Source organism: Nonomuraea pusilla (genome assembly GCF_900109355.1).
In the GTDB taxonomy this organism is placed as follows: Bacteria; Actinomycetota; Actinomycetes; order Streptosporangiales; family Streptosporangiaceae; genus Nonomuraea; species Nonomuraea pusilla.
Window position 1 is genome coordinate 307,158 of the sequence record NZ_FOBF01000003.1, and the last position, 25,471, is coordinate 332,628.

The 25,471-nt window shown below is 72.8% G+C and carries 28 protein-coding genes; 8 read left to right on the top strand and 20 right to left on the bottom strand.

All coding sequences use genetic code 11. The features are described from left to right. Positions 1–13 precede the first annotated feature (13 nt). Positions 14–1,129, top strand: coding sequence for a ferritin-like domain-containing protein (locus tag BMX74_RS07365; protein WP_055505811.1), 1,116 nt, complete (start codon positions 14–16; stop codon positions 1,127–1,129). Between the two features lie 20 nt (positions 1,130–1,149). Here the strand turns inward: BMX74_RS07365 and BMX74_RS07370 are convergent, their stop codons facing one another. After that, a complete protein-coding gene (locus BMX74_RS07370; protein WP_055505812.1) occupies positions 1,150–1,638 on the bottom strand; it encodes a nucleoside deaminase in 489 nt (162 codons plus the stop codon). 101 nt (positions 1,639–1,739) lie between these two features. On the opposite strand from BMX74_RS07370, the gene BMX74_RS07375 reads away from it, so the two are divergent. Together BMX74_RS07375 and BMX74_RS07380 are read left to right on the top strand one after the other, a co-directional pair. Next, the gene (locus BMX74_RS07375; protein WP_256256816.1) at positions 1,740–3,518 is read left to right on the top strand and encodes an ABC transporter ATP-binding protein; all 1,779 of its coding nucleotides are present in this window, start codon (positions 1,740–1,742) and stop codon (positions 3,516–3,518) included. Next, a complete protein-coding gene (locus tag BMX74_RS07380) occupies positions 3,515–5,368 on the top strand; it encodes an ABC transporter ATP-binding protein (protein ID WP_055505814.1) in 1,854 nt (617 codons plus the stop codon). Before BMX74_RS07375 ends, BMX74_RS07380 begins: the two co-directional genes overlap by 4 nt. On the opposite strand, the gene BMX74_RS07385 is transcribed toward BMX74_RS07380, so the two are convergent. The 5 genes from BMX74_RS07385 to BMX74_RS07405 form a co-directional block, all read right to left on the bottom strand. Further along, positions 5,365–5,793, bottom strand: coding sequence for a hypothetical protein (locus tag BMX74_RS07385; protein WP_143078581.1), 429 nt, complete (start codon positions 5,791–5,793; stop codon positions 5,365–5,367). The two genes, BMX74_RS07380 and BMX74_RS07385, sit on opposite strands and share 4 nt — an antisense overlap. 119 nt (positions 5,794–5,912) lie before the next feature. Further along, positions 5,913–6,224, bottom strand: a complete 312-nt coding sequence (locus tag BMX74_RS07390) for a hypothetical protein (RefSeq protein ID WP_055505816.1) — start codon at positions 6,222–6,224, stop codon at positions 5,913–5,915. A gap of 57 nt (positions 6,225–6,281) precedes the next feature. Next, entirely contained in the window at positions 6,282–6,611 is a 330-nt protein-coding gene (locus BMX74_RS07395) for a DUF202 domain-containing protein (protein ID WP_055505817.1), read from the bottom strand. Positions 6,612–6,618: 7 nt separating this feature from the next. Next, positions 6,619–6,945 carry a YidH family protein gene (locus tag BMX74_RS07400; protein WP_055505818.1) on the bottom strand — a complete coding sequence of 109 codons (327 nt, stop codon included), beginning with the start codon at positions 6,943–6,945 and terminating at the stop codon, positions 6,619–6,621. A gap of 75 nt (positions 6,946–7,020) precedes the next feature. Further along, positions 7,021–7,407 carry a hypothetical protein gene (locus BMX74_RS07405; RefSeq protein WP_055505819.1) on the bottom strand — a complete coding sequence of 129 codons (387 nt, stop codon included), beginning with the start codon at positions 7,405–7,407 and terminating at the stop codon, positions 7,021–7,023. Between the two features lie 87 nt (positions 7,408–7,494). Here BMX74_RS07405 and BMX74_RS07410 point away from each other — a divergent pair, with 87 nt between their 5' ends. After that, positions 7,495–7,752, top strand: a complete 258-nt coding sequence (locus tag BMX74_RS07410; protein WP_091099178.1) for a ubiquitin carboxyl-terminal hydrolase 14 — start codon at positions 7,495–7,497, stop codon at positions 7,750–7,752. 10 nt (positions 7,753–7,762) lie between these two features. Here BMX74_RS07410 and BMX74_RS07415 read toward each other — a convergent pair whose 3' ends face one another. Then, positions 7,763–9,340, bottom strand: a complete 1,578-nt coding sequence (locus BMX74_RS07415; protein ID WP_055505821.1) for a Na+/H+ antiporter — start codon at positions 9,338–9,340, stop codon at positions 7,763–7,765. A gap of 394 nt (positions 9,341–9,734) precedes the next feature. Then, positions 9,735–10,850, bottom strand: coding sequence for a hypothetical protein (locus BMX74_RS07420; RefSeq protein WP_143078582.1), 1,116 nt, complete (start codon positions 10,848–10,850; stop codon positions 9,735–9,737). A gap of 353 nt (positions 10,851–11,203) precedes the next feature. Here BMX74_RS07420 and BMX74_RS07425 point away from each other — a divergent pair, with 353 nt between their 5' ends. Continuing rightward, positions 11,204–13,201, top strand: coding sequence for an ATP-dependent DNA helicase (locus BMX74_RS07425; protein WP_091099182.1), 1,998 nt, complete (start codon positions 11,204–11,206; stop codon positions 13,199–13,201). Between the two features lie 73 nt (positions 13,202–13,274). Here BMX74_RS07425 and BMX74_RS07430 read toward each other — a convergent pair whose 3' ends face one another. The 8 genes from BMX74_RS07430 to bar form a co-directional block, all read right to left on the bottom strand. Next, positions 13,275–14,036 (bottom strand): SGNH/GDSL hydrolase family protein, encoded by a 762-nt coding sequence (locus BMX74_RS07430; protein WP_091099185.1) that lies wholly within the window; start codon positions 14,034–14,036, stop codon positions 13,275–13,277. Continuing rightward, positions 14,033–14,467: a type II 3-dehydroquinate dehydratase gene (gene aroQ, locus BMX74_RS07435; protein WP_055505825.1), complete on the bottom strand. Its 435-nt coding sequence runs from the start codon at positions 14,465–14,467 to the stop codon at positions 14,033–14,035. The genes BMX74_RS07430 and aroQ overlap by 4 nt, the downstream gene beginning before the upstream one ends. Next, positions 14,464–15,540, bottom strand: coding sequence for a 3-dehydroquinate synthase (aroB, locus tag BMX74_RS07440; protein WP_091099187.1), 1,077 nt, complete (start codon positions 15,538–15,540; stop codon positions 14,464–14,466). The genes aroQ and aroB overlap by 4 nt, the downstream gene beginning before the upstream one ends. Continuing rightward, entirely contained in the window at positions 15,537–16,037 is a 501-nt protein-coding gene (locus BMX74_RS07445; RefSeq protein WP_055505827.1) for a shikimate kinase, read from the bottom strand. The genes aroB and BMX74_RS07445 overlap by 4 nt, the downstream gene beginning before the upstream one ends. Then, on the bottom strand, positions 16,034–17,215 hold the full coding sequence (aroC, locus tag BMX74_RS07450) for a chorismate synthase (RefSeq protein WP_055505828.1): 1,182 nt from the start codon (positions 17,213–17,215) through the stop codon (positions 16,034–16,036). The genes BMX74_RS07445 and aroC overlap by 4 nt, the downstream gene beginning before the upstream one ends. Before the next feature lie 77 nt (positions 17,216–17,292). Further along, positions 17,293–17,931: a prepilin peptidase gene (locus tag BMX74_RS07455; RefSeq protein ID WP_091099189.1), complete on the bottom strand. Its 639-nt coding sequence runs from the start codon at positions 17,929–17,931 to the stop codon at positions 17,293–17,295. Positions 17,932–18,073: 142 nt separating this feature from the next. After that, complete coding sequence (locus BMX74_RS07460; RefSeq protein ID WP_055505830.1) at positions 18,074–18,613, bottom strand: SseB family protein; 540 nt, start codon at positions 18,611–18,613, stop codon at positions 18,074–18,076. A 51-nt stretch (positions 18,614–18,664) separates the two neighbouring features. Further along, positions 18,665–19,756, bottom strand: a complete 1,092-nt coding sequence (gene bar / locus BMX74_RS07465) for a barbiturase (protein WP_055505831.1) — start codon at positions 19,754–19,756, stop codon at positions 18,665–18,667. A 145-nt stretch (positions 19,757–19,901) separates the two neighbouring features. On the opposite strand from bar, the gene BMX74_RS07470 reads away from it, so the two are divergent. Next, positions 19,902–20,591 (top strand): alpha/beta fold hydrolase, encoded by a 690-nt coding sequence (locus BMX74_RS07470; protein WP_218153911.1) that lies wholly within the window; start codon positions 19,902–19,904, stop codon positions 20,589–20,591. Positions 20,592–20,654: 63 nt separating this feature from the next. After that, complete coding sequence (locus BMX74_RS07475) at positions 20,655–21,737, top strand: FUSC family protein (protein WP_082535297.1); 1,083 nt, start codon at positions 20,655–20,657, stop codon at positions 21,735–21,737. A 79-nt stretch (positions 21,738–21,816) separates the two neighbouring features. Here BMX74_RS07475 and ahpD read toward each other — a convergent pair whose 3' ends face one another. Then, positions 21,817–22,353, bottom strand: a complete 537-nt coding sequence (ahpD, locus tag BMX74_RS07480) for an alkylhydroperoxidase, AhpD family (RefSeq protein ID WP_055505833.1) — start codon at positions 22,351–22,353, stop codon at positions 21,817–21,819. Further along, entirely contained in the window at positions 22,350–22,901 is a 552-nt protein-coding gene (locus tag BMX74_RS07485) for a peroxiredoxin (protein ID WP_055505834.1), read from the bottom strand. The genes ahpD and BMX74_RS07485 overlap by 4 nt, the downstream gene beginning before the upstream one ends. Before the next feature lie 114 nt (positions 22,902–23,015). Here BMX74_RS07485 and BMX74_RS07490 point away from each other — a divergent pair, with 114 nt between their 5' ends. Next, the gene (locus BMX74_RS07490; protein WP_177227273.1) at positions 23,016–23,939 is read left to right on the top strand and encodes a LysR substrate-binding domain-containing protein; all 924 of its coding nucleotides are present in this window, start codon (positions 23,016–23,018) and stop codon (positions 23,937–23,939) included. Between the two features lie 30 nt (positions 23,940–23,969). Here BMX74_RS07490 and BMX74_RS07495 read toward each other — a convergent pair whose 3' ends face one another. Both BMX74_RS07495 and BMX74_RS07500 read right to left on the bottom strand, forming a co-directional pair. Next, the gene (locus tag BMX74_RS07495; RefSeq protein WP_218153912.1) at positions 23,970–24,626 is read right to left on the bottom strand and encodes an ester cyclase; all 657 of its coding nucleotides are present in this window, start codon (positions 24,624–24,626) and stop codon (positions 23,970–23,972) included. 46 nt (positions 24,627–24,672) lie between these two features. Then, a complete protein-coding gene (locus BMX74_RS07500; RefSeq protein ID WP_055505838.1) occupies positions 24,673–25,413 on the bottom strand; it encodes an SDR family oxidoreductase in 741 nt (246 codons plus the stop codon). Positions 25,414–25,471 lie beyond the last annotated feature (58 nt).

Sequence of the window (25,471 nt, forward strand, 5' to 3'; positions counted from 1 at the left end):
CCGCGGAGGTCCGATGTCGACTCACGATCTCTACACCATCCCCGCAGAGCTCTCGACGTGGAACGTCGAGATGGCCGGAGCCAGCCGGTTCACCTGGGAGTACGACGACGGCAGAGATCGCATGCTGGCCCTGTACCAGAAGGGCAAGGACAAGCAGTGGGACTCCACCAAGCGCATCGACTGGGACCTCGACGTGGACCCGTACGACGTGCTCGGCGTCCCTGACACCACCATCGCGATCTACGACACGCCGCTGTGGCACCGCATGGACGAGCAGACCCGTAAGGAGGTGCGCAGGCATGGCGCGGCGTGGCAGTTCTCCCAGTTCCTCCACGGCGAGCAGGGCGCCATGATCTGCTCGGCCAGGATCGTGGAGTCGGTGCCCGACCTCGACTCGAAGTTCTACGCCGCCACCCAGACCATGGACGAGGCCCGCCACGCCGAGACCTACGCCCGCTTCCTGCAGGAGAAGGTGGGCCTGGCGTACCCGATCAACGAGCATCTCAAGGCGCTGCTGGAGAGCACGCTGAGCGACTCGCGCTGGGACATGCCCTACCTCGGCATGCAGGTGCTCATCGAGGGGCTCGCGCTCGCCGCGTTCGGCGTGATGCGCGACATCACCACCAAGCCGCTGCCCAAGCAGATCCTCGCCTACGTCATGCAGGACGAGGCCAGGCACGTCGCCTTCGGCCGGATGGCGCTGCGCGACTACTACGCGAACCTGTCGGAGGCGGAGCGGCGCGAGCGCGAGGACTTCGTCATCGAGGGCTGCTACCTCATGCGCGACCGGCTGCGCGGCAGGGAGACGTGGGAGAACCTGGGCCTGTCGAGGGCCGAGGTGGACGAGGCCATGGAGGCCACCGACCGGTCGGAGTACCTGCGGCTGTTCCGTTCGCTGCTGTTCAGCAGGATCGTCCCGTGCGTCAAGGACATCGGCCTGTGGAGCCCGCGGCTGCAGGAGGCGTACGCGGAGATGGGTGTGCTGGAGATGGCGGGCCAGTCGCTGGAGGCGCTGATGAAGCAGGACGAGGAGATCGCCGACAGGATCGACGCGGCCCGCTTCGCGGAGGAGGAGGCCGAGCGCGCCGCCGAGGTGGCGGAGACGATCGCGCTCGGCGGGTCGTCCTGACGGCCGCCCGCCGCGGCGGCTCAGCCCGCGGGCGGCGCCCCGTGGGAGCGGCGGTGCAGGTCGCGGACGCGGCCGGCGAGCTCGGGCACGGGGCCGTCCACCGGCACGCCGGGGGCGACCTCGCGGATGGGCAGGGTCCGCACGGGAGGCGGCGCGACGCCCAGCTCGCCGAGCCACGAGGCGAGCTGCTCGGAGGACGCGGCGTACACGATGCGGCCGAGACCGGCCCAGGCGTGGGCGGCGGCGCACATCGGGCAGTGCTCCCCGGAGGTGTACACGGTGGCGGCGGCCCGCTGTTCAGGGGTGAGGTGGGCCGCCGACCAGCGGGCGATGGCGAGCTCGGGGTGCTGCGTGCGGTCGCCGCCCGCGACGTGGTTGTGGTCCTCGAACAGGACGGCGCCGTCGCCGGAGACCAGCAGCGAGCCGAACGGCTCGTCGCCGAAGGCCAGCGCCTGCTCGGCCAGCTCGACGCAGCGGCGCAGGTGGGCGAGGTCGGTTTCGTCGATCATCACAGACCATCCTAAACACATGTTTCCGCACGTCATATGGGTAAAAGGGAGGTTTCAGGCGGGTCAAAAATCGGTTGAGCCCCAGGGTTAACCTGGAGGTGATGCCTCCCGATAAACCATCCCCCAGCCGTCCCCTGTCCTCCAACTCCCTGTGGCGGATGCGCTCCTACCTCCGCCCCTACGTCCCCAGGCTCGTGCTCATCTGGCTGGCCGCCGTGGCCGGCATCGCCGCCAGCATCGCGCTCCCCCTCCTCATCGAGCAGGTCGTCGACGGTCCGGTGCTCCACCACGAGCAGGGCGCCCTCCTCCCCCTCGGGCTGCTCGCGCTCGGCGTGGGCGCCGCGGAGGCGCTGCTGATCTTCCTGCGGCGCTGGTCGCAGGTGGGCCCCGTGCTCGGCCTGGAGACCGCCATCCGCGACGACCTGTACGAGCACCTGCAGCGGCTGCCCATGGGCTTCCACGGCGAGTGGCAGTCGGGCCAGCTGCTCTCCCGCGCCACCACCGACCTGTCGACCATCCGCAGGTTCCTCGGCTTCGGCATGCTCTTCCTGGTCATGAACCTCATCCAGCTCGTGACCGTCACCGCGCTGCTGCTGCACAAGCACTGGCCGCTCGGGCTGCTCGTCGCCGCGTCCGCCGTGCCGATCGCCCTGATCTCCCTGCGCTTCGAGAAGCGCTACATGAGGATCTCCCGCAAGGTGCAGGACGAGCAGGGCGACCTCGCCACGTTCGTGGAGGAGTCGGCCATCGGCGTCCGCACCGTCAAGGCGTTCGGCCGCCGCCACCACGTCTACGACCGCTACGACGACGCCGCGCTCACCGTCTACTCCAGCTCGATGGACAAGGTGCGCCTGTCCGCGAGGTTCTTCGCCTTCCTGGAGGTGATCCCCAACGCCACCCTGGCGCTGGTGCTGCTGCTCGGCGCGCTCGCCGTCGGCGCGGGGTCGCTGACGCTCGGCACGCTGGTCGCCTTCACCACGCTCATGCTGCAGCTCGTCTGGCCGATCGCCAGCCTCGGCTGGATCCTCGCCATGGCCCAGGAGGCCGGCACCTCCGCCGACCGCGTCATGGAGGTCATGGACACCGTCCCCGCGATCAGCGGCGGCACCACCGTCCTCAGCGAGCCGCGCGGCCACCTGCGCTTCGAGGGCGTCGAGTTCCGCTTCCCAGGCGCCGACCGGCCGGTGCTGCGCGACGTGTGGCTGGAGGTCAGGCCCGGCGAGACCGTCGCCGTCGTCGGCGCCACCGGCTCCGGCAAGACCACGCTCACCGCCCTGGTGCCGCGCCTGCTCGACCCCACGGCGGGCCGGGTCACCATCGACGGCCACGACGTGCGCGACCTGACGCTCCCCTGCCTGCGCTCGGTCGTCGCCACCGCGTTCGAGGAGCCCACCCTGTTCTCCATGAGCGTGCGGGAGAACCTCACGCTCGGCCGGCCCGACGCCACCGACGAGGAGGTCGAGGCCGCCATCCGCACCGCGCAGGCCATGTTCGTCCACGACCTGCCCTGGGGCCTCGACACCCGCATCGGCGAGCAGGGCCTGTCGCTGTCCGGCGGGCAGCGGCAGCGCCTCGCCCTCGCCCGCGCCGTGCTGACCAGGCCGCGCGTCCTCGTGCTCGACGACACGCTCTCGGCCCTCGACGTCGAGACCGAGGCGCTCGTCGAGGAGGCGCTGCGGCAGGTGCTGCGCGACGCCACCGGCATCGTCGTGGCCCACCGCGCCTCCACCGTGCTGCTCGCCGACCGGGTCGCGCTGCTGCGCGACGGCACCATCACCCACGTCGGCCGCCACCACGAGCTGCTCGCCCGGGTGCCCGAGTACCGCGAGCTGCTGGCCCAGGACGCCGACCTCGACCCGTCGGAAGGAGCGCTGCGATGACCGCCGCCGCGCCGGGCACCCAGACCCCGGACAAGCCCGCCGCCGACTGGCGCGGCGTCGCCTCCGAGGAGCGCGACGACCTCACGGAGAAGGTGTCGATGCTGCTGCGGGAACGCTCCCGGCGGCTGCTCGGCGACCTGCTCAGGCCGTACCGCCGGGCGATCGCGCTGCTCACCGGCGTGATCGTCGTCTCCAACGCCGCCGGGCTCGCCATCCCCTACCTCGTGAAGGTGGGCATCGACGCGGGCATCCCGCCGATGCTGCGGGGCGGCGGCTCCGGCACGCTGGTCACGGTCGTCGGCGTCATCCTCGCGGCGGCGCTCACGCAGGCGCTCACCAGGCAGGCGTTCCTGCGGCTGTCCGGCCGCATCGGGCAGAGCATGCTGCTGGAGCTGCGCAGGCGGGTGTTCGACCACTTCCAGCGGCTGTCGCTGAGCTTCCACGAGAAGTACACGTCGGGGCGGGTCATCTCGCGGCTCACGTCCGACATCGAGGCGATCGCCGAGTTGTTGCAGTCGGGCTTCGACGGGCTGGTCACGGCGGTGCTGACGATGTTCGGCACGGCCGCGCTGCTGCTCGTCCTCGACGTCCACCTGGGGCTGGTGGCGCTCGTGCCGCTGCCGCTGCTGCTGCTGTTCACCGGCTGGTTCCGCCGCCGGTCGGCGATCGTCTACCGGCGCACCAGGGAGACGGTGGCGCTGGTCATCGTCCACTTCGTCGAGTCGATGACCGGCGTCAGGGCGGTGCAGGCGTTCCGCAGGGAGCCGCGCAACCAGGAGATCTTCCGCGGGCTCAACCAGGACTACCGCGAGGCCAACGCCTCCGGCATGCGGCTCATCGCCGTCTTCATGCCCGGCATCAAGCTGATCGGCAACATCACGGTGGGCGGCGTGCTGCTGTACGGCGGCTGGCTGGCGCTGCACGGCGAGGTCACGGTCGGCGTGCTCGCCGCGTTCCTGCTGTACCTGCGGCAGTTCTACGAGCCCATGCAGGAGATCTCGCAGTTCTACAACACGCTGCAGTCGGCGGGCGCGGCGCTGGAGAAGCTGTCGGGGGTGCTGGAGGAGGAGCCCTCGGTGCCCGAGCCGCGCGAGCCGCGGCCGCTGCCCGAGCCGCAGGGCCGGGTCGTGTTCGAGGGCGTGCGGTTCGCGTACGTCGAGGAGATGCCGATCCTGCCGGGGCTCGACCTGACCATCCCGGCGGGGCAGAGCGTGGCGCTCGTCGGCGCGACGGGCGCGGGCAAGACGACGCTGGCCAAGCTGATCGCCCGCTTCTACGACCCGACGGCGGGCCGGGTGCTGCTCGACGGCGTGGACCTGCGCGACCTCGACGAGAGCACGCTGCGCCGCGCCGTGGTCATGGTGACGCAGGAGAACTTCCTGTTCAGCGGCACCGTCGCCGACAACATCAGGTTCGGCAGGCCCGACGCCTCCGACCGCGAGGTGCGCGAGGCCGCCCAGGCGATCGGCGCGCACGACTTCGTCACGGCGCTGCCCGACGGCTACGACACCGAGGTGGGCAAGCGCGGCGGGCGCATGTCTGCGGGGCAGCGCCAGCTGGTGGCGTTCGCCAGGGCCTTCCTCGCCGACCCCGCCGTGCTCATCCTCGACGAGGCCACCTCCAGCCTCGACGTGCCCAGCGAGCGCCTGGTGCAGCGGGCGCTGCGGACGATCCTCGCCGACCGCACCGCGCTCATCATCGCGCACCGGCTCTCGACCGTGGAGATCGCGGACCGGGTGCTGGTGATGGAGCGCGGCGAGATCGTCGAGGACGGCCCGCCCGACCGGCTCATCGCCGCCTCCGGACGGTTCGCGGGCCTGCACCGCGCCTGGCTGGAGAGCCTGAGCTAGTGGTGCATGGGCGCGGCGACGACGAGGTTGCGGTACAGCTCGTAGCCGACGAACAACGCCACCGGCGCGCCCACCGCGACCAGCAGCCGGCCGGGCAGGGGCGTCCGCGTCACCACGGGCGCCCTGACCGGCCGGGCGGCCGGGGCCGCCGCCGCGGCCAGGGGCTCGGGCTCGGGGGCCGCCATCAGCTCGGGGTGCCGGGCGAGGTAGCCCGTCGGGAACGAGGTGACCCGGTAGTCGCCGCAGCCCGGGCAGGAGGCCCCCACCCAGGGCGGCTGCACCGGCACGCCGGAGCTGAGCCAGACCTCCACCTCGTTGCCGTGGTCGTCGGCGAGCCGCCTGACGACGTACATCTCCTCCCACACGTGGAGGCAGCGCAGGCACTCGAATGGCCAGAATTCACGGGTCTCGTAACCGTCACGCACGAGGACCACCCCCCGAGGTCGGTGACCTTGCATCCGACCTGAGTGTCCGCCGTGCCCCCTACCTCGGCAAGATGCCAGTTATGACACCCAAGGTGAGGAAATGCTCACCTAGCGTCAAGCTAGCCCTTGTACATCCGCTTCCGCACGGGACTGAGCAGCGGCGTCGCGTCGGGCTCCGCCGGCCGCGGCGGCGGGATCAGCTCCGGGTGGCGGGCCAGGTAGCCGTCGGGGAACGTGGTGGCCTGCTGGCAGCCGCACTTCGGGCAGATCATCACGCCCGACGCGGGCGGCGGCACCTGCACGCCGCCGCGCAGCCAGATGTCCACCTCGTTGCCGTGGGCGTCGGCGAAGTGCCTGACCACGTAGTCCTCCTGCCAGACGTGCCAGCAGCGCCGGCACTCGTACGGCAGCGTCCTGCGTTCTTCGTCCACTGAGGTCACCCCCTTGCCTTCAGTGTCCGCCCCGGCTTCCTGGCAGCGCAAACCGGGTCACCGTACGGTGAGCACGAACGTGCAGGCCCCCGCCACCAGGCTCAGCGTGCCGAACCAGGCGAACACCGCGTCCAGCCCGTGGTCGAGCGGCCGGCCGCCGTGCAGCGCCTCCTGCACCCGGCGGAACCGCGTGCCCGTCCTGACGAGCAGGACGCCCCCGCACAGCGCGCCCAGCGCGAACCCGACGACGGCGACGGGCGGCAGCCCTGCCCGCAGCGCCAGGCCGGCCGCGCCGAGACCGGCGGTGGACAGCGCGACCGCGGTGCGCACCCAGGCGAGCCTGGTGCGCTCGCTCTGCAGGCCCTGGTCCCAGATCTCCTCGGACATGCCGCCCTCACGCCGCCAGGATGATCAGCACCAGCGCGAGGACGGCCACGGCCGCGACGCCGTACCCGAAGACGGGCGCGAGCGCGGGCGGAGGCAGGGGCGCCTGGTCGCGCAGCGCCCGCTGGATGTGCCGCCAGCGAGGGTAGGCCATGCCCGCCGCCAGCGCGGAGAGCGTGACCAGCACGACGGCCAGCGTGGTGCGGAGCCACGGGACGAACACCTCCGCGGGCACCGCGGCCATCGCCACGCCACCGGCGCTCAGCGCGAGGGCGGTGCTCAGCCAGGTGAGGAACGTGCGTTCGTTGGCGAGGGTGAATCGAGGATCGGGGTCCATGGAAAACACGCTATTTCGTGCACATTCCCCCTAGAGAACCCGGGGATCGCGTGGCGCCCAGGAGGAACCGGACGATCAGCTGCACGCCTTGGCGATCTTCTCCAGGTACGCCGCCGTGTCCGTGCCGACCTTCTGCACCGCGTCGACCGCGTCGTTGACGTTCTTGACGTCGATGCCGCCCAGCGTCTTGGCCAGGTCGTCGGAGGCCTCCTTCAGCGTCGTGTTGGCGGCCTTGTCGGCGAAGTCGTTGAGCTTGGCGGACGCGTCGTCGAGCGCCTTGTCCATCGCCTGGGGGTCGTCGGTCAGCTTGGAGATCCGGGCGCCGAGATCGGCGACGATCTTCGGAGCCTCCAGGCACGCCTGCGCCTTGTCGATCGTGCTGTTGACCTCGCCGCACCCGGCGGCGAACACACAGGTGACGAACGCCACCAGGGGGAGATACCGGCTCTTGAGGAGTCGCATGCCTTGGACCCTACCCGGCAGATCGTCAATATGGGTTGACCGAGTGCGGCCGGAGGCGGCGCCGAAGAGGGTCCTAGGATGAGATTCATGGCACTGTGCGAGCATCTTTCCCAGACCGGCGACCCGCCGGCCAACACGCCCGACGGCTGCGAGGAGTGCCTCTCCACCGGCAGCCCGTGGGTGCACCTGCGCCGCTGCCTCGAGTGCGGGCACATCGGCTGCTGCGACTCCTCGCCCAACAAGCACGCCACCAAGCACCACCACGCCACCGGCCACCCGGTCATCCAGTCGTTCGAGCCGGGCGAGAGCTGGCGCTGGTGCTACGTCGACAGCACGATGGGCTGACCCGGCACCGCTAGCGCTCCAGGATCGCCTCCTCGAAGTCGAGCTGCGCCATCACCTCGCGCAGCACCTCGTCGTCGAGGCGGCGCTCGTCACGCAGCCGCACGAACACCTCCCGCTCGGCCCTCAGCATGTCGCGGCGCAGCCTCCGGTACAGCGTGCTGGGCGTCTCCGCGCCGCCCTGGCCGGTGCCGCCGCCCAGGCGCTCCCACGCCGTCAGCGACCTGCGCCACGACTTCTCCCTGAGCTGGTCGATGACCTGCTTGCGGATCTCGTCGGGCTCGCCCTCCTCCCGCACCAGGCGGTCGAGCTCCGCCAGCCCCGCCTCCAGCGCCGCCTGCTGCGCGGCGGCCTCCGCCAGGCGGTCCTCGTACTGCTCCTGCTCGCTCGACACCCGCAGGCGCCGGATGAGCGCCGGGAACGTGGTGCCCTGCACCAGCAGCGTGCCGATCACCGTGGTGAACGTGAGGAACAGCAGCATCGCCCGGTCCCGCTCCGGGATCTCGGGCGGCAGCGCGAACGCCGCCGCCAGCGACACCACGCCGCGCATGCCCGCCCAGCTGACGATCACGTTCTGCTGCGGCCCCGGCCTCCCGCCGCCCCTCGCCGCCAGCCGCGTCACCGACGTCACCGCGAACACCCAGGCGAACCTGCTCGCGATCGTCACCAGCAGCACCACCACCGCGTACGCCGCCACCTGCCACGCGGCGTACCCGGAGATGCCCCTGACGACGGTGACGAGCTGGAGGCCGATGAGCGCGAAGACGATGGTCTCCAGGAAGAAGTCCGTGACCTTCCACACCGCGTCGGACACCAGCCGCGTGCCGAACCCCTGCAGGTGCATCCGGTTGCCGAGGTACAGGCCGACGATCACCACCGCGATCACGCCGGAGGCGTGCACCGACTCGGCCGCCAGGTACGCGGCGAACGGGATGAGCAGCATGAGGGTGTTCTCGACCAGCGAGTCGCGGGTGCGCGCGAACAGCCAGGCGAACGCGAACGCGAGCGCCAGCCCGATCGCCACGCCGACCAGGGCGGCGTACAGGAACTGGCCGAAGGTGTGCAGGAGGTCCACCGTGCCGCCGACCGCCGCGCCGATCGCCACCCGGTACGCCGTGAGCGCCGTGGCGTCGTTGAACAGGCTCTCGCCGATGAGGACGGTCAGGGTGCGGCGCGGCAGCCCGAGCCGGCGGCCGACCGCGACGGCGGCCACGGCGTCGGGCGGCGCGATGATGGCGCCCAGCGCGAACGCGAGCGCCAGCGGCAGGCCCGGCAGCAGCAGGTGGACGACGAACCCCACCACGGCCGTCGTGAACAGCACCAGGCCCACCGACAGCAGCGCCACCGCGCGGCTCGCGTCACGCAGGCGCAGGTAGGAGCTGTCGAGCGCGGCCGAGTAGAGCAGCGGCGGCAGGAACACGAACAGCACGAGGTCGGGCTGCAGCGGCACGGCGGGCACCAGCGGCGACACCAGCAGCCCGGCCGCCACGAGCAGCAGCGGCGCGGGCCAGCCCTTGCGCCGCGCGACCGCGGCGACCGCGATCGCGCCGCCGGCCACCAGCAGCAGTTGCAGGCCTGACGTCGGGTTCACCGGTGCTCCTCCACCTCGGCGGGCGCGGCCCGGCGTGATCGGGCCGCCCTCACGGCAATCCTGCTGGACCGCGTCCGGCCGGGGCCGGGTCGGCGGTCAGGGATTCGCCTGAAGCGGAAACCGGCACCGGCGCGTCACCATTCCCGCCGGGCCGCCACCCCCTGGCCGTCACCGCTCGCTCGCCGCCACCCTTCGCTGGGCGTCACCGCTTGCTGGGTGTCACCGCTTGCTGGGCGCCACTGCTTGCTGGGCGTCACTGCTTGCTTGGGGGCGCCGTTTGCTTGGGGGGGCGCCGTTCGCTTGGGGGAGGTGCCGTTCGCTCAGCGTCGTCCTTTCGCTGGGCGTCACCGTTCGTCGGCCGTCACCGCTCGCTGGGCGTCGCCGTTGCCGTGGGTCACCATTCCCGGCGTTCGCCGCGGTCCTGGTAGTCCTGCTCGGGACGCAGCCGCTCGCCGGTGGAGAACAGGGGGTCGGCGCCGTACGGGCGTGCGGCGTGCGGGTCGGGCTGCTGCGGCTGGTACGACGTCTGGCGGCCCAGGGCGAGCAGCGGGTCGACCGGGTTGGGCGCGGCCTGCTGCGGGCTCTCGCGGTAGGCGTCGGGGCTGGTCAGGGGGCCGGTGAGCGGGTCGGGCGCGGACCTGCGGCGACCGGCGCCCGGGATGCCGTGCATGGGGGTGCCCAGCCCGGCGGCGCCCTGCGCGGCCTGGCCGTAGGAGTCCGCGCCGCCGTAGGAATCTGCGCCGCTGTAGGAATCTGCGCCGCCGTAGGAGTCGGGGGCGGCGTACGAGTCAGGGGCGGCGTAGGAGTCGGCGCCGCCGAAGGAGTCGGGGCCGCGGTACTCGGAGCGCCGGCCGTACCGGTCGGACTGGGAGCCGTGGGAGGCCGCGAACGGGTCGACGGGCTGCGCGCCGGGGGAGGCCGGGAACGGGTCGGACGCCTGCGAGGGGAAGCCCAGCGGGTCGGTGCTGAGCGGGGCCGACCTGCGCCGGTCGCCGGGAAGCTGGTAGACGGGCTCGTTGTCGCTGTACTGCGGGCCGGTGAACGGGTCGGCCGCCGGGGCCGCGGTGTACTGGGGGCCGCTGAACGGGTCGCCGGTGTAGTGGGGGCCGCTGTAGGGGTCGCCGCCGTAGGCGGGGGCGGGGTCGGCGTACTGGGGGCCGGTGAACGGCGACCTGTCGCCGTACGAGGGGGTCTCGCGCGGGCCGGTGGTCTCGGAGGAGGACGCGACCAGCTTGTCCTGGGGCGCGGGCCCCCGGGCGACGAGGACGTCGTTGGGGGACAGCGCGGCGGTGGGGCGCTCGTCCTGCGGCGGCTGCGGCGGCTGCGGGGGCGACGGGAGGGGCGGCTGGGCGGGCCGGTGGTAGGTGCCGGTGCCCGGGATGACCTCGGTGCCCGGATCGGCCGCCTGGACGGCGGGCTGCTCACCGGTGGCCTCGGCGTACCCGTCGTCGAGCGTGTCGAGCAGCCTGCCGACGTCCTCCATCGGCATGCGGAAGCTCGCTGTGCACATCTCTCCGCGCCACAGGCTCAGGACGAGGGTTCCCTCGTGCCACGTGACCCGGAGGCACCGTTCCTGACCTCGTGCATCGAAGAAGACTTCGCCGAACGACGGCAACGGGACAACTTCCGACATGGAGGACATACTCGTCTAACCAGCCTTTATTCGTCCACTCAACCCCGGAAAACCCTGCAGAACCGGCCTTCCCTTCACCACCCCGAGACGCGGCGGCCACGCTGGAAGGAAGATCTTCCTTGACCCGCCGGACTCCAGGGGGCCAGTGTGCCACGCACGCCGCGCCCTGACTCGGGGAACGCCGGGATGCGTCCGGGCGAACACGCATCGTCCGGCGCGGCGGCCCGGGAATGCGGGTACCGTTGACTGCCGTGCCGGACTCCCATCTCCCGTCAGTCGACGAACTGCTCAGCATCGTGGTCAGCGCTCTCGGAGGGAGCGAGCGGCAGGGCCAGCTCACCATGGTGCGCGCCGTGCACCGGGCCGTCGAGACCGGCGAGCACCTGGCCGTGCAGGCCGGCACCGGCACCGGCAAGTCGCTCGCCTACCTGGTGCCCTCGGTACGCCACGCCATGGACAGCGAGACCCCCGTGGTGGTCTCCACCGCCACGATCGCGCTCCAGCGCCAGCTCGTCGACCGCGACCTGCCGAGGCTCGCCGAGGCCCTGGGCAAGGAGCTGCCGCACGAGCCGACGTTCGCCATCCTCAAGGGCCGGCGCAACTACCTGTGCCGCTACAAGGCGACGGCGGGCTGGCCCGAGGAGGACGAGCAGGACCAGCTCTTCGACCCCCGCGACGTCAGCGCCACCGGCCGCATGGTCCAGCGCATCCAGGAGTGGGCCGAGGAGACCGAGACCGGCGACCGCGACGAGCTGGTGCCCGGCGTCAGCGAGCAGGCGTGGCGGCAGTTCTCCGTCAGCGCCCAGGAGTGCCTGGGCGCCTCGCGCTGCCCCAGCGGAGCCGAGTGCTTCGCCGAGCTGGCCAAGGCCAAGGCCGGCGAGGCCGACGTCGTCGTGACCAACCACGCGCTGCTCGCCATCGACGCCATGGGCGAGCTGCCCGTGCTGCCCGAGCACGACGTCGTCATCGTGGACGAGGCGCACGAGCTCGTCGACCGCGTCACCTCCGTCGTCACCGGCGAGCTGTCCGAGTCGTCGGTGTCCCTGGCCGTGCGGCGCGTCGGCAGGCTCATCGAGCAGCCCGTCGCCGACCAGCTCATGGAGGCGGGCGAGGACCTCAAGGCGCTGCTCGCCGCCGCCCCGCCCGGCCGCATCGACGACCTGCCCGAGGTGCTCGGGCTCACCCTGGCGCTCGTACGCGACAGCGCGGCCCGCTGCCTCACCGCCCTCGGCCCGCGCGGCGCCGACAAGGACGACCCCGACAAGGCCGGCCAGCGCAAGGCCGCCTTCACCGCCCTCGACGACGTCCACGACACCGCCGTGCGCATGCTGGAGGCGTACGGGCACGCCGGCGAGGCCGACCGGGCCGAGGTCGTGTGGCTCGACGCCGGCACCGACCGCCGGCCGCCCGCCCTGCGGGTCGCGCCGCTCAGCGTCAGCGGCATGCTGCGCGACAAGCTCTTCGGCGAGCGCACCGTCGTCCTCACCTCCGCCACGCTCGCCCTCGGCGGCACCTTCGACGGGCTGGCCCGGCAGTGGGGCCTCGGCGAGGGCGGCAAGGGCTGGCAGGGCATCGACGTCGGCTCCCCGTTCGACCACCCGAGGTCCGGCATCCTGTACGTCGCCAAGCACCTCCCCCAGCCCGGCCGCGACGGCCTGCCGCAGCAGTACCTCGACGAGATCGCCGAGCTCATCGAGGCGGCCGGCGGGCGCACCCTCGGCCTGTTCTCGTCGATGCGCGCCGCCAAGGCCGCCACCGAGGCGCTGCGCGACCGGCTCGACGTGCCCCTGCTGTGCCAGGGCGACGACTCCACGATGCTGCTCGTCAAGCAGTTCGCCGAGGACGAGCCGACCTGCCTGTTCGGCACGCTGTCGCTGTGGCAGGGCGTCGACGTCCCCGGGCCGTCGCTGCGGCTCGTCATCATCGACCGGGTGCCGTTCCCCCGCCCCGACGACCCGCTGACCAGCGCCCGCCAGCGCCACGTCGCCGCCAAGGGCGGCAACGGCTTCATGGCGGTGGCCGCCAACCACGCCGCCCTGCTGCTCGCGCAGGGCGCGGGGCGGCTGCTGCGCTCCCAGCAGGACAAGGGCGTCGTCGCCGTGCTCGACCCCCGCCTGGTCACCGCCCGCTACAGCGGGTTCCTGCTCGGGTCGCTGCCGCCGTTCTGGCGCACCACCGACCCGGCGGTGCCCCGCGCCGCGCTCAAGCGCCTGTCGGCCGAGAGCTGACCACCGACCGGCAGCACCCGCACCCGCCCGCCGCCGCCAGGCCGCGCGGCGTCGGGGCGGTCACGGCCCGGGGCTACGACCAGGGGGCCAGGTCGGGGCGTTTGGGGGGCAGGCCGTCGCCTGACGACGCGCCGCGCAGCCGCCGCGTCACCCACGGCACCAGGTGCTCGCGCACCCACTGGGCGTCCTCGCGCCGCCGCGTGCGCGGATCGGCCGCGGCGCGCTCCGGCCACTGCCTGCGCCAGTCGTCGTCGAACGGCACGCCCAGCACGTCCAGCACCCGGGCCGCCACCAGGCGGTGGCCCTCCTCGTTCATGTGCAGCCTGTCGTCGCTCCAGGCCCGCCAGTCGCGCAGCGCCTGCATCGACCACTGGTCGACCAGCTTGCAGCCGTACAGGTCGGCGATCGACCTGAGATGCAGGTAGTAGACGGCGAACCGGCCGCGCAGGCGCCGCATCAGCGGCGTGTCACGCGGGTCGACGCCGGTGAACAGCAGGACGTCGGCTCCCCCGGACCGCAGGTCGCGCACCGCCCCCGCCAGGCGCTTGGCCATGGCGTCGGGGTCGGCGCCCGGCCTGAGCAGGTCGTTGCCGCCCGCGCACAGGCTCACCAGGTCGGGCGCCATCTCCAGGGCCAGCGGCACCTGGTCGGCGACGATCTGGTCGAGCAGCTTGCCCCGGACGGCCAGGTTCGCGTAGCGGAACGACGGGTCGTCGGCCGCCAGCCGCTCGGCCACCCGGTCGGCCCAGCCGCGGAACTGGCCCGCGGGCCCCGGGTCGTTCAGCCCTTCGGTGAAGCTGTCGCCGAGCGCGACGAAGGAGCCGTAGTGCCTCATGACCCGCCGTTCATCCCCGCGATCGCGTGCAGGGCAAGGACGTACGAGCGCAGCCCGAACCCGGCGATGGTGCCCGTCGCCACCCCGGCCACGACCGACGTGTGGCGGAACTCCTCCCTGGCGGCCGGGTTGGTGATGTGCACCTCCACCAGCGGCGCCGTGCGCTGGGAGATCGCGTCGCGCAGGGCGTAGGAGTAGTGGGTGAACGCGGCCGGGTTGAGCACGACCGGGATGCGGCCGTCGGCCGCCTCGTGCAGCCAGCCCACCAGCTCGGCCTCGTCGTCGGTCTGGCGCACCTCGACGTGCTCGCCCAGCTCCCTGCCGGTGGCCCGGCACAGCTCCGCGAGGTCCTCGAACGTCTCGGCGCCGTACACGTCGGGCTCGCGGGTGCCGAGGCGGCGCAGGTTGGGCCCGTTGAGCACCAGGATCATCGGCTGATCTCCCTGTAGGCGGCCTCCAGCAGCTCCTCGTCGGGGGCTTCCAGCCGGCCCGGCCTGGCCAGGCCGTCGAGGACGACGAAACGCTGCTTGGCTCCGCGGTTCTTCTTGTCGAGCCGCATGTGGTCGCGCAGCCGCGGCCAGGCGGCGGCGTCGTACGAGACGGGCAGGCCGACCGAGGTGAGGACGGCGCGGGTGCGCTCCACCAGCGCCGGGTCGAGGCGGCCGGCGAGCCGCGACAGCTCGGCGGCGTAGACCATGCCGATGGCGACGGCCTCGCCGTGGCGGATCGTGTAGTGCTCGTTCCGCTCGATGGCGTGGGCCAGCGTGTGGCCGTAGTTGAGGATCTCGCGCAGGCCCGACTCGCGCAGGTCGGCGCCGACGACGTCGGCCTTGACCCGGATCTTGCGCTCGATCAGCTCGCGCGTGTGCGGGCCGTCCGGGCGGGTGGCGCCCTCGGGGTCGGCCTCGACGAGGTCGAGGATGACCGGGTCGGCGATCCAGCCGCCCTTGATGATCTCGGCGAGGCCGGCGACGTAGTCGGCCTTCAGCATGCCGGCCAGCGCGTCGAGGTCGCACAGGACCCCTGCGGGCGGCAGGAAGGTGCCGACGAGGTTCTTGCCCTCGGGCGTGTCGATGCCGTTCTTGCCCCCGACCGCCGCGTCGACCATGGCGAGCAGCGTGGTGGGCACGAGCACGACCTGCACGCCGCGCAGCCACGTCGCGGCCACGAACCCGGCCAGGTCGGTGGTGGCGCCGCCGCCCACGCCCACGACCGCGTCGGAGCGGGTCATGCCGTGACGGCCGAACGCCGACCACAGCCCGGCCGCGACCTCGGCCGTCTTGCACGCCTCGCCGTCGGGCACCGGCAGCGCCGCCACCTCGTACCCGGCGCCCGCGAGGGCCTCGCGGACCGGGGCGGCCAGCTCGGGCAGCCCCTGCGGGTGGACCACGGCGACCGTGCGCACGCCCGGCTTCAGCAGGCCCGGCAGCTCGGCCTGCACGCCCGACCCGACCACCACGTCGTACGGGTGCTCGCCCTTGACGGTGATCCTGGTGACGCTCATGCGGGCAGCCCCTTGACGATCTCGTCGGCGAGTTCCGCGGGCTCGCGCTTGTCGGTCTCGACCGTGAGCACCGCCAGCCGCTCGTACACCGGCCGCCGCTCCTCCATGAGCCGCTTGAGCTGGCTGCGCGGGTTGAGAACCAGCAGCGGCCTGGCGGAGGCCAGGCCCACCCGCTGCACCGCGTCGGCCAGGCCGACCTGCAGGTAGACCACGGTGTGGCCGGCGAGCAGGGCCTGAGTCTCCTCGTTCAGCACCGCGCCGCCGCCCAGCGACAGCACGCCCTCGTGCTCGGCCAGGGCCCTGCGCACGGCCTCGCGCTCCAGCTCGCGGAAGCGCTCCTCGCCGTCCTCGACGAAGATGTCGGAGACCGGCTTGCCCGCGACGGCCTCGACGTCGGCGTCGGTGTCGCGGAAGCCGACGCCGAGCCGCTCGGCCAGCAGGCGGCCGACGGTGGTCTTGCCGGACCCCGGAGGCCCGATCAGCACGGCCCTGGTCATTTGATCACCATGGAGGAGAGGTAGCCGGACAGGTTGCGGGCGACTTCCTCGACCGAGTCGCCGCCGAACTTCTCGAGCGCCGCGTCGGCCAGCACCAGCGCGACCATCGCCTCCGCGACGATGCCCGCCGCGGGCACCGCGCACACGTCGGACCGCTCGTGGTGCGCCTTGGCCGCCTCGCCCGTCTTGACGTCGATCGTGGACAGCGCCCGCGGCACCGTCGAGATCGGCTTCATCGCGGCGCTGACCCGCAGGACCTCGCCGTTCGTCATGCCGCCCTCGACGCCGCCCGCCCGGTTCGTGACGCGCCTGACGCCGTCCTCGGCGGTGTACTCGATCTCGTCGTGGGCCTGCGAACCCGGCCGCCTGGCCGTCTCGAACCCGTCGCCGACCGCCACGCCCTTGATCGCCTGGATGCCCATGAGCGCGGCCGCCAGCCGGGAGTCGAGCCTGCGGTCCCAGTGCGTGTAGCTGCCGAGGCCGGGCGGCAGGTTGTAGGCGAGGACCTCGACGACGCCGCCCAGCGTGTCGCCGTCCTTGTGCGCCTTGTCGATCACGGCCACCATGGCGGCGCTGCCCTCGGGGTCGGCGCAGCGCACCGGGTCGGCGTCGATCCTCGCCAGGTCGTTCGGCCCGGGGAGGGTGCCCGCCGTGGCGCTCGCCCCGCCGATGCTCGTGACGTGGCTGACGATGTCGACGCCGAGCGCCTGCTTCAGGAACCGCCTGGCCACCTCGCCCAGCGCCACCCTGGCGGCGGTCTCGCGGGCGCTGGCCCGGTCGAGCACGGGGCGGGCGTCGTCGAAGCCGTACTTCTGCATGCCCGCGAGGTCGGCGTGGCCCGGGCGGGGACGCGACCTGGGCGCGTTGCGGCCCAGGCCCTCCAGCTCGGCCGGGTCGACCGGGTCGGCCGCCATGACCTTCTCCCACTTCGGCCACTCGGTGTTGCCCACGCGGATGGCCACCGGGCTGCCCAGGGTGCGGCCGTGGCGTACGCCGCCGACGATCGTCACCTGGTCCTGCTCGAACTTCATGCGGGCGCCGCGGCCGTAACCGAGGCGGCGGCGGCGCAGCGCCTCGTCGATGTCGGCCGTGGTCACCCCGACCCCGGCCGGCAGGCCCTCCATGACGGCGACGAGCTCGGGCCCGTGCGACTCTCCTGCGGTCAACCAGCGCAACATGCGTACAAGTCTTCCATGTGCCACCGAGTGCGGCGTCACCCGTTCACGTGGCGAGACGTTCCGCCTCACGGGGAGCTTCAGAGGCCGAGGCACAGGGCGGCCAGCGCGCCCAGCACCATGAACGGCCCGAAAGGGAACTCCGTGCGTCTGGAGCCGCCGCCCCCGGCGACCAGCGCGACCGCGTACAGGGCGCCGCACACCTGCCCCGCGAACGCCGCCACCACCCACGCCTGCCAGCCGAGCGCGGCGGCCGCCATGCCGATCAGCCCGGCGAGCTTCACGTCGCCCAGCCCCATCGCGTCGGGCCTGAGGAACCAGAGCAGGCCGTAGCAGGCCGCGAGCGCGAGGCCGCCGAGCAGCGCCGCCGGCAGCTCGCCCGTGGGCAGCAGCGTCAGGGCCAGCAGCGGGTACGCGGGCAGCGTGATCAGGTCGGGCAGGGTGTACGTGCGCTGGTCGATGACGGCCAGCGCGAACCCCACCAGGGCGAACCCCGCGTAGGGCACCCCGGCCCGCCACCCGACGAGCGCCACCACGACGGCGGCCCCCACCTCGACGCCGGCCCGCTCGGACCAGCGCGCCGCAAGCACGCCGCTCTTCCCCGAACCCGGGCCCGGACCGGGCGGGCCGCCTCGGGACGGCGGATCGTCGTAGTAGTCGGCGACCGCCCTGATGAAGGGGCCGCACACCAGGCCGAGCACCGCGAGGAGCGCCACCACGACCCGACCCTACGACGGGCCCCGCCTCGCGGCGCCCCGTTACGCCCACCGCATACCGCCCGGCACGGCTCCGGGCACCCTCCCGGACGCCGGACACCGCACGTCCTTCGGGAGAACCAGGAGGTGGATCGCGAATCGGGCGTCAGGTGGGTCTTCTGGAGAACCAGCGGCGGCGGCGTGGTGGCTCGGGGCGGATCCTCGCGACCGTCACCCCGTCGAGCTGGTCGAGTGTGCCCGACTCGACCGCGGCCAGCGCCTTCAGCACCTCGCCCTCGATCACGAACGGCACCGGCCCGGCGACGTCCACGACGACCGCCGCCGCCTGCTCCTGCGCGGCCGCCCTGCACACCTGCAGGGTGGTGGCCTGGATGGGACGCGCGTCGGGCCGCCACCTGGTCAGCGCGTCGGTGCCGGTGAACGCGAGCACCGCCTGCCTGCCGTCCTTGCCGACGAGCTTGGGCAGCGCCATCTCGCTCTCCTTCTCCTGGCGCAGGCCGTGCTCGCCGACCTCGGTCTCCACCAGCAGGGCGACGACGGGCACCAGCAGCCTGGCGCCGCTCAGCGCGGACAGGACCTCGGTGGCGTCGGCCGTGCCCGCCTGGTAGCCGGACAGGGCCGCGGCCACGGCGGGGGCGACGCCGCCGTCGTCGTTCGGGTCGAGAGGTTGCGGGATGCTCGGCACAGCGTCCGAGACTACCCGGGGCGGGCGCCGGTCCCGCCCCCGGCGCCCGGGTCAGCCGAGGTCGGCGATCGCGGCGACGGGGCCGCCGCCCGACGGGCCCTGGTGGACGGCCGCCACGGAGACGAACACGGCCGGGTCGCCGGTCACCGCCGCCGCCACCCCGCCGACCGCCGCCTTGATCTGCCGGTGCCAGTGCACGTCGGAGTCGTCGAGCATGACGCTGCGGCGTCCCCTGACGCGCCCCGACGGGTCGGCCTCGCACTTCATGAAGACGTTCACCAGACGCCCGCGCAGGTCCGACGGGTGGGGACGTTCGGGCAGGTCGATGCCGCTGTCGCGGATGGCCGCCCAGATGCCGTCGGCGTCGAGGGCGTCCTTCATGACGCTGTGGCCGATGCGGTAGCGCCCGCCGATCCCCCGGACGTTGCCGACGAGCACGATCTGCGCCCGGTCCAGCTCGACGCCGGAGGAGCACGAGGCCACCGACGAGTACAGGGACAGGTCCTTGTGGATCTGGTCGGCGCGCGGCATCTCGATCTCGCCGAGCGCCACGGCGATGCCGAGCGCGGTGGTGGAGTTCGACAGGTCCATGGAGGGGCCGGTCTCGTCGATGGCGGTGTCGTGGCCGCGGGTCCTGGCGTCGGTGATGGTGGCGAGGGTGAGCAGCGGCGTCTTGGTCTGCACGTAGTGGACGTCGCGCGGGTCGTCGATGCCGGCGATCTTCATGGCCTCGCGCACCCCGGCGGCGACCTTCTCCACCATGGCGGGACGGCCGATGTCCTCGGGCAGGATGACGTCGCTCATCGCCACGCCGACGGACAGGCGCGGCTCGTCGGTGGCGGGCGCGTCGCCGGTGGTGGCGAAGACGGTGGCGTGCGGGCTGAGCACGCCGTCGGTGCCGCCGGACCAGACCAGCGGCACGGTGTCGGGCGCCGGGTGGCCGTGCCGCGCCAGCACCTCGCGGAAGGCCCGGTCGGCGAGGATGCGGGTGTAGTCGTTGACGCCGCCGTTGCCCTCGGTCTTGCCGATCACCGCGAGCACGCGGTGCGCCTCGATCACACCGTCGGTGATGAGCCGTTCGAGCCCGGACGCGTCGGTCACGCTCTCGATGGGCACCTTTCGCACTTCAATCGGGTCCGGCATGCATCGCCCCTATCTCCAGTACCGGTTCCCCCGCTCACCGGCGACGCTAGCCGAGCCCGCCGTCGGGGTTCATGGGCAATGTCTGCCCATGACGGCCCCGGACGATGTCAAGGTGCGCTCACGATCACCCCGTAGTCTGATCGCCGTGATTCGCGAAACCATCGCCAACGGGATCAAACTCGTCTATCGCGAGGAGGGCACGCCGGGCGCGCCGCCGCTGCTGCTGCTCCACGGCCGCACGGCGAACCACAACGACTGGAACGGCATCACCCAGCACTTCGCGGCCCGCCACCACGTCGTGGCCCCCGACCTGCGCGGCCACGGCGCGAGCGAGCGGCCGGGGACGTACGCGCTGCCCGCCATGGCGCAGGACGTCGTCGCCCTCGTGGACGCCCTCGGGTTCGGCCAGGTGACCCTGGTGGGGCACTCGCTGGGCGGGATGGTGGCCTACCTGGCGGCCTCCGCGCATCCGGGGCGGGTGGACCGGCTGGTGCTGGAGGACCCGGCGCCGCCGTACCCGATGAGGAACCGGCAGCCGCTCGTCGAGGACGGCTCCACCGGGTTCGACTGGCGCATGATGCACGAGACGGAGCGCCAGTTCCTCGACCCCGACCCGTCCTGGGCGGAGGGCCTGGCGCGGATCACGGCGCGCACGCTCGTGCTGTCGGGCGGCTCGCTGAGCCCGTTCGACGCGGCGGCGGTGGCGGAGGCGATCCCCGGTGCGGCGCTGGTGACGATCGAGGCGGGCCATCTCATCCACGCCTCCGCCCGCGCGGGCTTCCTCCGCGCCGTCGACGCCTTCCTCGACGTGGCCCCTCCCGGTGAGGCGCCGTAGACATCTGTGCCGTGATAGGGCAGATGTGACCTGAATGTCATAAAGATCCGACAGGCTGGACGCGTGCGGACGTGGTTCAGCGATCAAGTGAGGGAACGGCTGGGCACGTTCGGCCTCATGATGCCGTCCATCGCGCAGTGCGCGGTCGGGGCGGCGGTGGCCTGGATCGTCGCCATCGAGCTGCTCGGTCACCCGCGTCCCTTCTTCGCGCCCATCTCCGTGCTGATCTGCGTCGGCGTCGGGCTGGGGCAGCGGCTGCGGCGGGTGGCGGAGCTGGTCGTCGGCGTCAGCCTGGGCGTGGGGGTCGGCGACCTGCTGGTGTCCTGGATCGGGTCGGGGCCGTGGCAGATCGCGCTGGTGGTGGCGCTGGCGATGTGCGCGGCCGTGCTGCTGAACAGCGGCGCGCTGTTCGTGGCGCAGGCCGGCAGCTCGGCGGTGCTGGTGGCGACGCTGGTGCCCGGCGAGGGCAGCGGAGGGCTCGACCGCATGGCCGACGCCCTGACCGGCGGCGTCGTCGGCATCGCGGCGGTGGCGCTGCTGCCCGCGAGCCCGTTCACGATCGCGGCCAAGCACCTGTCCGGGGTGCTGGACGCGCTGTCCACCGTCCTGGAGCGGGCCGCCGACGCGATCGAGCGGCGCGACGTGGACCTCGCGGCCGAGGCGCTGGAGGAGGCGCGCGGCACGCAGGGGGCGGTGGAGGAGTACGAGCGGGCGCTGGAGACCAGCAAGGAGATCGCGCTGCTCTCGCCGCTGCACTGGCACCGGCGCGCCCGCCTGGCCCGCTACGAGACGGCCGCCGTGCCCGTGGACCTCGCCATGCGCAACGCCCGGGTGCTGATCCGCAGGACGCTGGCCGCGCTGGGCGAGGCCAGCCCGCCGCCGAAGGAGCTGGCGGAGTCGCTGCGCGAGGTGTCGGAGGCGGCGCTGCTGCTGCAGCTCGAACTCGGCGCCGGGCGCGAGCCCCTGCTGGCCAGGCAGGCGCTGCTGGCGGTGGCGGCGAGCGAGCGGCCGAGGCGGCTCGGCTTCTCCGCGCACGTCATCATCGCCCAGCTCCGCTCGATCGTCGTGGACCTGCTGGAGGCGACGGGCATGGACCACGAGTCGGCGACGGCCACCCTGACCTCGCTGGACACCCCCGCCGCCTGAACCGGCCACCCCGGCACTCTCCCGAGCGCGCGAAGGGCGGGCGCCCGTGACGGGCGCCCGCCCCTTCCGGACCGCGGGGTCAGACGGCGGCCAGCGCCGCCTCGGCCTCCAGGGTCGCGGCGGTGGCGTTGACCACGGCGGCCACGCGCAGCGCCTCCTGGACCAGCTCGCGCGACAGCCCGGCCCCGCGCAGCACCTGCTCGTGCGACTCCAGGCAGCGGCCGCAGCCGTTGACCGCCGAGACCGCGAGGCACCACAGCTCGAAGTCCGTCCTGTCGACGCCCGGGTTGCCGATGACGGTCATCCTGAGCTTGGCCGGCAGCGTGGCGTACGTCTCGTCACCGATGAGGTGGGTCGCCCGGTAGTAGACGTTGTTCATCGCCATGATCGACGCGGCCGCCTTGGCCGCCGTGAACGCCTCCTCCGACAGGCGTTGCGCGGCGTCCTCGGAGACCTCGGCGATGACCCGCGCGGACCTGGTCGCGAGCGCGCAGGCCAGCACGGCGCCCCAGAGCTGCTGGTCGGTCAGGTTCGACGTGGTCGTGACCGAGCCCAGGTTGAGCTTGGTGTCCTTCGCGTACGCGGGGAGCTGAGCCTTGAGGTTCTCGATGCTCACTGGGCCAGCAGCTTCTGGGCGTCGAGACCGGCCTCGCCCTTGTTCCAGTTGCAGGGGCACAGCTCGTCGGACTGCAGGGCGTCGAGGACCCGCAGGACCTCCTTGACGTTGCGGCCCACGGAACCGGCGGTGACCATGGTGAACTGGATCTCGTTGTTCGGGTCGACGATGAAGGTGGCGCGCTGGGCGACGCCGTCCTTGCCGAGCACGCCGCAGGCCTGCGTGAGCTCGCGCTTGATGTCGCTCAGCATCGGGAAGGGCAGGTCGCGCAGGTCGGGGTGGTTCTTGCGCCAGGCGTGGTGCACGAACTCGGAGTCGACCGACACGCCGAGGACCTGGGCGTCGCGGTCGGCGAACTCCTCGTTGAGCCGGCCGAACTCGGCGATCTCGGTGGGACAGACGAAGGTGAAGTCCTTCGGCCAGAAGAACACCACGCGCCACTTGCCCTCGTAGGTCTTGTGGTTGATCTCCGCGAACGCCTTGTCGGGGTCGAGGTCGACGCAGGCGGTGAGTTCGTACTCGGGGAAGTGGTCGCCGACGGTGAGCACGTCATTGTCTCCTTGTCGCAGGTGGTTCGAGGTCCTAAGCGTGCACCACCTACCATTGATTCGAGAAATCGAGCAGTCAGAGCAATCTGAGAGGTGATTCCTATCAGTGAGCCCATGCCGACCCTGGCTCAGCTGCGGTCTTTCCTGGCCGTGGCCGAGCATCTGCACTTCAGGGAGGCGGCCGCGGCGCTCCGGATGAGCCAGCCCACTCTCTCCGGAAATATCGCCTCATTGGAGGAGATATTGGACACACAGCTCCTGGAGCGCACCACCAGGAAGGTCCTGCTCACCCCCGCAGGCGAACGCGTCGCCGAGCACGCCTGGCGGGTGCTCGCCGCCGTCGAGGACCTCATGGGCGAGGCCGCGCAGAACCGCGCCCCCTTCAACGGTCCCGCGCACCTCGGCGTGATCCCCACCGTGGCGCCGTACGTGCTGCCCGCGCTGCTGCCCATGTTCGCCCGCCGCTTCCCCCACCTGAAGCTGACCGTCCACGAGGCCAAGACCGAGACGATCCTGGAGGAGGTGCGCGAGGGACGGCTCGACATGGTGCTGCTGGCGCTGCCCACCGAGACCGGCGGGCTGGTGGAGGAGCCCCTGTACGACGAGGACTTCCTCCTCGCGCTCCCCCACGACCACCCGCTGGCCTCCGACCAGGAGCCGCTGGACCGCGAGGCGCTGAAGGGGCTCGACATCGTGCTGCTCAACCAGGGGCACTGCCTGCGCGAGCAGGCCATCGACGTGTGCAGGGAGGTGGGGGCGCGGGCCACCGCCACCACGTACGCCACCAGCCTGCCGACGCTCGTGCAGCTCGTCGCGGGCGGGCTGGGCGTGACCCTGCTGCCCGAGTCCGCGGTGCCGGTGGAGACGGGCAAGCGCGTGCGGCTCTCCCTGCGGCGCTTCGCCGCGCCCGCGCCCGGCAGGACGATCGGCCTCGCCTACCGGGCCTCGTCGGCGAGGGCCGCCGAGTACGCCCAGCTCGCCAAGGCGGTGCGCAGCGCCATCCGCCAGCGCAAGCTGCCCGTGAGGGTGGTCGGCTGAAGCGGCGGGGCCCGCGGTGGCCGCGGCCGGTCAGGAGGCGGTGACGCCGAGCTGGGTCAGCAGGGTCTGGTTGTCCTCGATGTGCCAGTCCTCGATGATCTTGTCGTGGCCGGCGTGCTGGATGTCGATGGCGTTGAACTCCACCGCCTGCCCCTTGCCCGCGACCCCGGCGAACGTCCCCGTGAAGTGGCCGCGGAAGACCAGCCTGGCGATGATCCGGTCGCCGGCGACGAGGACGTCCGCCAGCTCGCAGGTGAGGTCGGGCACGGCCGCGCGAAACCTCTTCGACGCGAAAAGCGGCCCCTCGATGCCCTGGGGCCGTCCTGGGGGCAGGGTGTTGTCGCGGAAGCCGGGGCCGACGGCGGCGTCGAGGTACTTCCTGTCGCCGGTGTCCCAGAAGGTGTAGAGCAGCTGGGCCAGGCGCACCTCCCGGGCGGCGCGGCGGGCGCCGATGGAGCGGTCCACCGTGAGCGCCTTCGGCCGGACGAGGCCGGGCGAGCGGTCCACGAGGTTCCAGGGCCAGGAGGCGCGGGCCCCGTGCGGCCCACCGGACGTGGCGGTGACGGTGGCGGTCGTGGCGGCGGTCGTGGCGGCGCTGGCGGGCGCGGAGGCGAGAGCCGCCGCGCAGAGGGCCGCCGAGGCGGCCGCGAGGATCGTGCGGATGCGCATGTGCGTGGTCCCTGTCATGGGTGATGGGTGATCGGGTGGTGAAGGCCCTCGGACGGGGCGGCCGTCAGGCGAGCCGGCCGCCGCCGTCGACGTGCAGCACGGTGCCGGTGACGTACGGGTTGCCGATGGCGAACAGGACGGCCTGGACGAGGTCGGCGGCGGTGCCGACGCGGCGGGCCGGATTGCGGGCGGCGACGCCGCGCAGGAACGCCTCCTTGTCGGAGCCCATGCCGTCCCAGACGCCGGTGTCGACGACGCCCGGGGAGATCGCGTTCACCCGGACGGGCGCCAGCTCGACCGCGAGCGCCTGGACGAGGAAGGCGAGCGCGCCGTTCGTGGTGGCCATGACGGCGCGCTCGGGGGCGGGCCGCCAGGCGACGACGCCGGAGAAGAACGTGAGCGAGCCGCCTTCGCGCACGCGCCCTGTGAGGTGCTTGGCGAGCAGGAGCGGGCCGATCACCTTGGCGGCGAACGCCCGCTGGATGTCCTCGTGGCTGAGGCCGGCCACGGGCCCGTTGGCGGCCATGCTCGCCGTGGAGACGAGGTGGTCGAGCTCGCCCGCCTCGGCGGCGAGTCGCGCGATCGAGTCCTCGTCTGCGAGGTCCACGGGCACGGTGCGGGCGGGGCCCGGCAGCTCGGCGGCGGTCCATTCGAGCTTGCGCGGGTCGGGCCCGGCGAGGACGAGCTCGGCGCCGGCGGCCGAGGCGGCCTGCGCGATGGCGCGTCCGGCGTGCGATCCGGCTCCGATGACGACGAGGCGTCGCCCGGTGAGTGACGGGCTCGCGAGGGCTGGTGCGGCGGTCATCGCTGCTCCTTGGGTGCGGGAACGGAAGGTGTCGTCCCAGGTGGGCGACCTCTCCGAC